6 protein-coding genes are annotated in these 10,055 nt (G+C 34.7%); all 6 read right to left on the bottom strand.

What is annotated here, in order from left to right:
• Positions 1–12: 12 nt before the first annotated feature.
• The 6 genes from gyrB to B0E44_RS13700 all read right to left on the bottom strand — a co-directional run bounded on the left by gyrB (position 13) and on the right by B0E44_RS13700 (position 9,977).
• Positions 13–1,956: a DNA topoisomerase (ATP-hydrolyzing) subunit B gene (gene gyrB, locus B0E44_RS13670; protein WP_077376246.1), complete on the bottom strand. Its 1,944-nt coding sequence runs from the start codon at positions 1,954–1,956 to the stop codon at positions 13–15.
• 599 nt (positions 1,957–2,555) lie between these two features.
• Complete coding sequence (gene gatB/aspS, locus B0E44_RS13680) at positions 2,556–5,885, bottom strand: bifunctional amidotransferase subunit GatB/aspartate--tRNA ligase AspS (RefSeq protein WP_077376252.1); 3,330 nt, start codon at positions 5,883–5,885, stop codon at positions 2,556–2,558.
• Positions 5,885–7,282, bottom strand: a complete 1,398-nt coding sequence (locus tag B0E44_RS13685) for an amidase (protein ID WP_077376255.1) — start codon at positions 7,280–7,282, stop codon at positions 5,885–5,887. The genes gatB/aspS and B0E44_RS13685 overlap by 1 nt, the downstream gene beginning before the upstream one ends.
• A gap of 3 nt (positions 7,283–7,285) precedes the next feature.
• Positions 7,286–7,555, bottom strand: coding sequence for a hypothetical protein (locus tag B0E44_RS13690; protein WP_174565132.1), 270 nt, complete (start codon positions 7,553–7,555; stop codon positions 7,286–7,288).
• A gap of 259 nt (positions 7,556–7,814) precedes the next feature.
• The gene (locus B0E44_RS13695) at positions 7,815–9,440 is read right to left on the bottom strand and encodes an amidohydrolase (protein WP_077376258.1); all 1,626 of its coding nucleotides are present in this window, start codon (positions 9,438–9,440) and stop codon (positions 7,815–7,817) included.
• An 87-nt stretch (positions 9,441–9,527) separates the two neighbouring features.
• Positions 9,528–9,977, bottom strand: a complete 450-nt coding sequence (locus B0E44_RS13700; RefSeq protein WP_077376261.1) for a hypothetical protein — start codon at positions 9,975–9,977, stop codon at positions 9,528–9,530.
• Positions 9,978–10,055 lie beyond the last annotated feature (78 nt).

Below are 10,055 nucleotides of genomic sequence, written 5' to 3' on the forward strand. Positions count from 1 at the left end.
TCATTCTAAAAACTACGCATCGATATTAGCGTAAACTGCATTTTTCTCGATAAACTCTCTTCTTGGAGGCACTTCATCACCCATTAACATTGAGAAAACCCTATCCGCTTCAGCAAGGCTGTCAATATTCACTTGACGCAAAGTTCTAAAACTTGGATCCATTGTAGTTTCCCACAATTGCTCTGCATTCATCTCTCCAAGACCTTTATAACGCTGAATAGCTGCGCTTCCTCCCATTCTTGCATTTGCCTGATCGCGCTGATCATCATTCCAAGCGTATTCTTTTTTATTTCCTTTTTTAACCAAATACAAAGGTGGCGCAGCAATATATACGTGCCCTTCTTCAATTAGTTCTTTCATAAAACGGAAGAAGAACGTCAAAATCAAAGTAGAAATGTGGCTACCATCGACATCGGCATCACACATAATAATCACTTTATGATAACGTAATTTTGTAATATTCAAAGCCTTACTATCTTCTTCTGTACCAACAGTTACTCCAAGTGCCGTAAAAATATTTCGAATCTCTTCATTTTCGAATACTTTGTGATGCATTGCTTTTTCCACATTCAGAATCTTACCTCTCAAAGGCAAAATCGCCTGAAAAGCACGGTCACGACCTTGTTTTGCCGTTCCCCCTGCCGAATCTCCCTCGACAAGATACACTTCGCATTTTGCTGGATCTTGCTCAGAACAATCCGATAACTTCCCTGGTAATCCACCGCCACCCATAACGGTTTTGCGCTGCACCATTTCACGCGCTTTTTTTGCAGCGTGACGTGCCTGAGCAGCTAATATTACTTTTTGAACAATGATTCGAGCATCATTTGGATTTTCTTCCAAATAATTTTCAATCATTTCGCTCACCGCTTGACTTACAGGAGAAACCACTTCACGGTTTCCAAGTTTAGTTTTGGTTTGTCCCTCAAACTGAGGTTCAGCCACTTTTACCGAAATAATTGCCGTAAGACCTTCACGGAAATCATCTCCGGCGATGTCAAACTTCAATTTATCCAACATTCCCGAGGCATCTGCATATTTTTTCAGCGATCTTGTAAGACCAGTTCTAAAACCTTGCAGGTGTGTCCCTCCTTCGTGTGTATTGATATTATTTACATAAGAAAAAATATTTTCACCATAACTGGTGTTGTAAATCAAAGCCACCTCAACCGGAATTTCTCCTTTTTCGTTATCCATAGAAATTACATGGGCAATTATTGGCTCACGATTCCCATCTAAATATCGAATATATTCTTTTAATCCTTCAGAAGAATGAAAGATTTCTGAAACAAAATTTCCGTCTTTATCAAGTTCTCTTTTGTCTGTAAAAGTAATGGTGATTCCTTTATTCAAAAAGGATAACTCACGCATACGAGCAGACAATGTATCATATGAATACTCAATTGTTTGGGTAAATATGGAAGGATCTGGATAAAAAGTAACGATAGTTCCTCTTTTAGTAGTTTCTCCAATTTGTTTTACCGGATATAAGGCTTTACCTTTTTCGTATTCTTGCTCGTAAACTTTTCCATCACTACTGTGAACTGTTGCTCTCAAATGGTTTGACAACGCATTTACAACAGAAACCCCAACACCGTGAAGACCTCCAGAAACTTTATAAGAATCTTTATCGAATTTACCTCCTGCACCAATTTTGGTCATTACAACCTCTAATGCAGAAACACCTTCTTTTTTGTGAATACCAACTGGAATTCCACGTCCGTTGTCTTCAACAGTAATTGAACCATCTTCGTTGATATCAACTCGTATCGTATCACAATGGCCTCCCATTGCTTCATCGATAGAGTTATCTACTACTTCATAAACTAAATGATGTAACCCTCTTACACCTACATCTCCAATGTACATCGATGGACGCATTCTCACGTGCTCCATTCCCTCTAAAGCTTGGATACTGTCTGCTGAATAATTGTCCTTCTTGATTTCTTCGCTCATATAATTTAATCTAAAAAAAATGTGTTTTTCGTCTAACACGCAAATATATAAAAATGTAATCTATATAAGTGTTTTATTCCAATTATAAGAGGCTAAGTTATTAACAAATGATGTCAATTTCAATGATATAAATCAGTTTTAATAACATATTCCAAAATTCAGTTTTAATATCATTGGCAATGGCAAAAATCAATTGAAATAACAGTTAAAAAAAGGCCAGTATAATGGTAATAAATCCACAATAAATTGCATTCAAAAGAATTTGGAGCGAAAGATTGGGCATTTTTAGCCAACATCGTTCCCGCCATCATTCCTAAACTTGCGAGTCTCGTTCCAAAAGACGAGACTCACAAGGTTTATCCCTTCTGTCGGGGCTAAAAAGCCAAAATTAGGAATACTAGGGAGCAATATAATTTCAATGGCAATTCCAATGTCTATTTCAATAGCAATAAAAAAAAAGAAAAGGTAATTAAATTCAAAAACTATTATAAAACACAAATTTCCAAAACGAACATTTAAAATGCTGTTTTGGAAATTTGATAAGTTGAACAATTTCTATTTCAAATTGCCATTGAAATTGATATTGATTTTTGATATTGCTATTTAATAATTCGAACATTCATTTCTTCTACCTTTTTATCAGATAAAAGAGATGGTGCGCCAAATAATAGATCTTCGCTCGTTCCTGTCTTAGGGAAAGCCATTACTTCTCTAATAGATGCTTTTTTCTCCAAAATCATCATTAAACGGTCAATTCCCCATGCAATTCCTCCATGTGGCGGTGCGCCGTATTGAAAAGCTTTATGCATCGTTCCAACACTTTTGATCATTTCTTCTTTGTTGTAACCCATATTTCTATAAGTCGCTTCTAGAATTTCTGATTTATGTGCACGAACTGATCCTCCACCAATTTCATAACCGTTTAAGATTATATCATATTGCTGTGCGATGATAGTTCCAATTTCATTGTCATCACCTTTCATATGCTTTTCTAAATCGTAAATCGCAGGCATTGAGAACGGATTGTGTGTAAAAGTCCATCTTCCTTCATCTGTTCTTTCAAACATTGGAAAATCAACTACCCAAGCCGGACATAATTCCTTTGGATTAATCAAGTGAAGCATTTTTCCCATTTCTTGACGAACAGCATCCAAAGCTTTGTTAGCCGTTGCATAATCCGCTGCTGAAAAGAATACAATATCACCCACTTGTGCATCAGTTGCTTTGATAATTCCAGCTGCAATGTCCTCACCTAAAAATTTGATAATTGGTGACTGCAATTCCTCTTCATTTACAATAATATATGCCAATCCGCCTAATCCGTGCTGTTGAGCAATAGCTGTTAGGTTTTCGATTTGACCTTTAGACATACGTTTGTTTCCTTGCTCTTTGGCCGAAACCTTGATGCATTTTACAATTCCGCCATCTTCAATAGGTTTGCTAAATACTTGGAAAGTCGTATCTTTTACAATATCGGTGATGTCCTGCATTTTTAATCCGTAACGTAAATCTGGTCTGTCGCAACCGTAAAAATCCATAGCATCTTTGTATGTGATCACTTCAAACGGACGCAAAATCCACTTGTTGCCATATATTTTCTTCACTACTTCATTAAACATTTTGGTGTTTAAATCTATAATCTGCTGCATACTAGCGTAGGCCATTTCCATATCCAATTGCGTAAATTCCGGCTGACGATCCCCACGAGAATCCTCATCTCTAAAACAACGCGCAATTTGGAAATACTTTTCATAACCGCTTACCATCAACATTTGTTTAAACTGTTGAGGCGCTTGTGGCAAAGTATAAAAGAAACCTGCTTGTTTACGTGTTGGAACAATAAATTCACGGGCTCCCTCATCGGTTCCTGCACTTAAAATCGGAGTTTCAATTTCTAAAAACTCTTCTTCATCTAAAATGTCACGCAATAATTTAATTACTTTATGACGATTCACGATTGCTCTTCTTACTTCTTCATTTCTATGATCTAAAAACTTATATTGAAAACGAATTGCTTCGTTCGTTTTTGCCGCTCTTTTAATCTCAAAAGGCAATGTTTTAGACAAGTTTAAAATTTCTAAAACTGAAGTTTCTAATTCAATTTTACCTGTACGCAGTCCTGCATTATAATCATCTTCATTACGCCCTACTACTATCCCTTTTACAGAAATTACCGATTCTGGTTTCAATTTCACCAACTCATCGATGTTAGGAAATGATTCTCTACTGATTCGTACTTGGAAAATCTCATAACTTGAATCACGCAAATCAATAAACATCAATTCACCATGGTCACGAACACTCGCAATCCAACCGGACAACATCACTTCTTGATTGATGCTTCCTTCAGATAACTGTGAAATTTTATGCGTTCTGTAGGTATCTTTTATAATAATTGGAATTTCAGGAAGTGATTCTTCTTGAGCCTCTTTATTCTCTACAACTGTTTCTTTGGAAACTTTTTCAGCCGCTTCTTTACTTTCTAAAACAGCAGCAGCTCCTAATTTGTCTAAAATAATTTGACGAATCACTTTACCATTCGCACCTTTTCCGATAACACCTAAAACCTTACCAACTAAAATACCTGCTTTCCCTTGGTCTCCAGCTTTAATATCATTGGCAACCGCTTCATTTTCTAAAATTACAGCAGCAATAACTTCTTGAATTTTATCTTCCGAAATAGCATTTTCTTCAAAGTACTTGTTGTAGTCAAAAGTTCGGTCTTTTAAATAAGCCGTAATCGCATTTTGAACTAAAACGGCAGTGATTTTTTCGGCTTTAAATAATTTAAAAATATCCGTTAAATGGGCAATACTATGGATTTCAGCATAATCTTCAGCCTTAATGTTGTTCGCCAACGTTTTAGCAACAAACGAAGGATCTTTAATTTCGTTATTTATCTCCACAAATGTTTGCGAACGCAACTTATCTGCTGTAAAAAATTTAGCATCTTGTGGCAAAACACCACCGTTAATCAAAATAGATTCAACAGCATAAGGCAAGGCGCTTGTATCCACTTTGATTGCTTCAATTTCTGCCTTAATATTTACAAAAGGTAAATCCGGTTCAGAAATAAAACGGTAATCCGCTTCAAATTCTTTTTTACGCATTACTTTGGTCTGCTTTAAATCAGCATCCCATAATACTGTAGTTTGGTCAGGTCTGAACTCTTTGTGCTCAATAAAATAATTGAATTGTTTTTCAACTTCTTCTTTTAAAGCTTCCACCATAAACTTAAACGAGTTCAAGTTTTTTATTTCCGTTCTTGGATTTAATTCGTAACTGTGTTTTTTACGTAAAGAAACCGAAACATCCGATTTGAATTCCCCTTTTTCAAGATTCGCTTCAGATATCCCTAAGTTTTGAACAATACGTTGAATGTATTGTGCGTAGGTTGAAGCGTCTTCAATATTACGAATACAAGGTTCAGTGACAATTTCAATCAATGGCACACCTGCTTTGTTAAAATCGACTAACGAAATCTTCTTTTCGTGCATCAATTTTGCAGCATCCTCTTCAATATGAACCTGAGTTAAATTTACAGTAAATTGAGAACCGTCATTTCGATAACAAGACACGTGCCCATCAGGAATTATCGGATTGTGATATTGCGTAATTTGAATATTTTTCGGGTTGTCCGGGTATTCGTAATGCTTTCTATCCCAAGATATCACTTCATTGCTAAATGACGAATCCACTGCTTTTCCAAAATAAATGGCTTTTGTGATCGCTTCTTTATTCAAGGCAGGCAAAACGCCCATTTGTCCAGTACAAACCGAACATATATTTTCGTTAGGTGTTTCAATTTCTTGATTTGGACAAGAACAAAACAACTTGGTTTTGGTATTCAATCGAACGTGAGTTTCAAGTCCAATTACCAATTCTAAATCGTGGGCTTTTATAGCCGCAGTTAATTGCTCCAATTCCATTATATTGTATCTTTTAAGAAGTTTGCAAACTTCAACACTAATTCATCATTATTTTTTGCCGCAGAAATTTGCAGTCCTGTACTTGTTCCTTGTGGCACTGTTAAAGTTGGCAATTGTCCCAAACTAAATCCAACCGTATAGGCATCGGATAAATACATAGCCAACGGATCTTTCAAACTGTCACCAATTTTAGGTGGAGTGCTTGGTGTTACTGGCGATAAGATAATATCTACTTCTTCAAAATCTTTACTGAAGTTTTCAGAAATTTGATCTCTTAAAGCCAATCCTTTTAAATATATTTCATCCGAAAAACCTTGAGACAATACTTGGTTACCACCAACAATTCTACGTTTTGTTTCTTCTGAAAAGTTTTCAGAACGCGTCACTGCGTAGGTTTCGATTAAATTTTCAGCTTCAATACGGTTTCCATAATTTGTTCCGTCAAGACGAGATAAATTCGAAGCCGTTTCTGCCATTGCCAATGTATAGTAAGTTGAAACTAAAATATCAGATTTGAAAAAATCTAATTCTTTTACTTCAATTCCTTTGGCTTTTATTTTTTCGATGCTTGCTAAAAAATCAGATTTTATCTGAGCATCAATAGCATCGCTTTCAATAAAGTTTTTAAAATACCCAATGGTTTTTACTGTTGAAGTTGCAATTGCTTCTTCACTAATTTCTGATGATGTGATTGACGTTTGGTCTTTTGGATCTTTTCCGCTCATTACATTCAACACAATTCGGATATCTTCAACTGATTTTGCTAATGGACCAACGCAATCCGTAGAGGATGCATAAGCCATCAAACCGTATCTTGAAACTCTTCCGTAAGTTGGTTTTAAACCATAAATATGGTTGTACCCCGCAGGCTGACGAACAGAACCTCCAGTATCACCGCCAATAGAAAAAACAGTGTAATCTTTTGCGACATTTACAGCAGATCCACCACTTGAACCTCCAGCAACTAATTCTGGATTAACAGCGTTTTTTACAGCACCAAAAATGGTGTTTTCACTAGAAGACCCGTGACCAAAACTATCACAGTTTTCTTTTACTAATGGAATAGCGCCTGCATCCAATAATTTTTGAATTGCAGTAGCCGTGTAAGGTGATTTATAATTTTTCAACAAATCAGAACTTGCAGTAGTGTAAGTTCCCTGCACCATATATACATCTTTAATTCCAAAAGGAATTCCTTCCAACAAACCTATTGTTTCACCTTTTGCAATTTTAGCATCCACCTTAGCCGCTAAATCTAAAGCCAAAGTGTCTAACAAAGAATTTACTGAGTTATAAGTATTTTGTTTAAGTAAGTCTAATTTTTCTTGCACCAAAGCTGTACAAGTTATTTGTTTTGACACCAATTCTTGGTGTATTTTTTTTATTTGAGAATCCATTTTTTATCCTTCTATAACTTTTGCAACAACTAAAAAACCATTTTTCTTGTTCGGGAAGTTTTCCAAAATTATTTGTTTCTCAATAGCCGAACTCTCTATCACAACATCTTCTCTTAAATTACTTACAGACACACAATTTCGATTGACAGTATTTGCAGTATTATTATTTGTTGGGATTGCATTTTTAATTACATCAAATAATTGGTTCACAGACTCTGAGGGCTGTGCTCCTTTAATACTCGACAAGATGTCGACTGTCATTGTTTTGCTCATAATTTCATTTAGTTTTAAAGTCAAACTTTTAAGGTGGCGAATTTACAAAAGTTTTATTAGGGAATCACGTTTATTTTAATGATTTCGACGGTTCTCAACATAAAAGAACAACATTTTAACATTATGTTAAATTTAATTATAATATATAACAGTATTTCAAAATAGTTAACGTAGAATATCGAATTTAGCAAAAATACAAAAGAATCAAATTGAGTTTTTGAGTTATAAATTGCAAATTTTTCACTTTTTCCAAAAAAAATTATTTCACTTTTGCTCCCTTCAAAAACACTTGGGTCGGAATTAATTTAACCATTTCATCTTCATTAACTTTCATCAAATCTTGATCAAAAATCACAAAATCTGCCCATTTACCAACTTCAAGGCTTCCTTTTTCTTTTTCTTCAAAATTAGAATAAGCCGCCCAAATGGTCATCCCTCTTAATGTTTCTTCTCTTGTCAAGGCATTTTCCATTTGAAAACCTGCCTCAGGATAATTTTTGACATCCTTTCTGGCTACAGCGGCATGAAAAGTAAGCATAGGATTTACTTCTTCTACAGGAAAGTCAGTTCCCAAAGCAACGATTCCTGCTTTTTGAAGTAGTTTTTTATAGGCATAAGCATTTTTCAATCGTTCTTTACCCAATCTTTCACCTGCCCAATACATATCTGATGTAGCATGTGTAGGTTGTACCGAAGGAATTATCCCTGTGGCAAAATAATCAAAATCTGCTTCTTGCATAATTTGGGCATGTTCGATTTTCCATCTTCTGTCTTTCTTACCGGTCAATGCGTCTTTGTATATTTTCAACAAAACAGTATTTGCCGAATCTCCAATAGCATGTGAGTTCAACTGAAAAGGAGAATTGGCAATTTGTTTAGCTACATTTTTTAATTCTTCAACAGAAGAAAGCAATGCACCATATTGTTTTGGGCTATCCGAATACGGCTTATGCAAACAGGCACCACGAGAACCCAATGCTCCATCTCCATACATTTTAAAAGAACATACATTTAAATTATCTGTTTTGTAAATTCCTTTTTTCAAGTATAAATCAATATTCTTTTGATTCACCGTAATCATGGCATACACATTAATTTTTAAGGCTTTTGCTTTTTGCAAACTATCTATCAAATCAATAACATCCGGATCTAAACCTGCATCATTAACAGTTGTCAATCCATATTGAAACATCACTTTTTCGGCATCCAATAATCCAGCAATTTGTTTTTTACGATTCGGTTTAGGTATTATTTTAAAAACCAATTCCATTGGATTGTCAATTAAAATTCCATTAGGTTCTCCATTTTCCAAAACAATCTCTCCACCAGAGACTTTTGTTGAATTTGTGATTCCTGCCAATTTCAAAACAATACTATTCACAACAATTGCGTGACCATCTATACGATTTAAAACTACCGGAACATTTGGAAAAGCTGCATCCAAATCTTCTTTCGTTGGAAACTTCTTTATATCCCAATCGTTTTGATCCCAACCATTTCCAATAATAAAAGTAGATTTTTTCTCTTCTTGATATTTCTTGATTCTATCAATTACTTCCGCCATGCTTTTAGTCCCTCTCAAATCTACTTCTTGCAGACTCAGTCCATAACTATAAAAATGACAATGTGCATCATACAAACCTGGATAAATAAATTTTCCTTTTGCATCAATAGTATTATTGGAATCATACGAATTTGCTATTTCATCATTGGAACCAATAGCTAATATTTTACCAGATTGAATCGCCATTGCTGAAGCTTTACCAAAATCTTTATTTACAGTATAAATATTGGCATTCGTAATAATAGTATCCACAGCAATCCTATTATTTTGATTACAGGACACCAATAAAATCATTGAAAGCAGAAAAGAAATTTTCTTCATAATAACAGTTTATTTTAGTTGAGCTAATATAAAGAAAGAGCTTCAATAAAACTGTAAATTATAAAATGAATTATTTAAAAGGATATATTATAAAACCTCTTCTATTATGTATTTGGTGGTATTAATCTCAAAAGCAAATCCAACTTTGTTTCCCATTAATTTATTTCCAAGTGGAGATTGTGGAGATAAAGCAATAACATTAATACCATCAACATTGATTTTTGGAAGAGCAAGACTTAGGTATAAATATATTCCATTTGCCTTGACCAAACTACCCAAAATAATAGTTTCTGCCACAACAGAAGAGTCTAACTTATCCAAAACTGCTTTTTGAATCAATACTTCTTTGAGTTTCGTATTGAATTTTTCCTGTTCAATATGCATCATAGACAAGGCTGTTTCATGCTTGTCCCCAGCCGAACCTTTGGCATCGTTTTTAGAATCTTCGGTCAAAGCCGCAATCATATCCCTGAAAGCGTCTATTCTGTCTTGGACTAATTGATTATATTGCTGGTATATTTTTTGTTTGAAAGTCATTTAATTTTAAAGAAGCTAAAATTCTGAATTGCTAATATACAAAGGATCAAAGAAACTAAAATAGTGATTTGAAGAAGA

It is taken from the genome of Flavobacterium sp. A45 (genome assembly GCF_002001005.1).
Taxonomy (GTDB): domain Bacteria; phylum Bacteroidota; class Bacteroidia; order Flavobacteriales; family Flavobacteriaceae; genus Flavobacterium.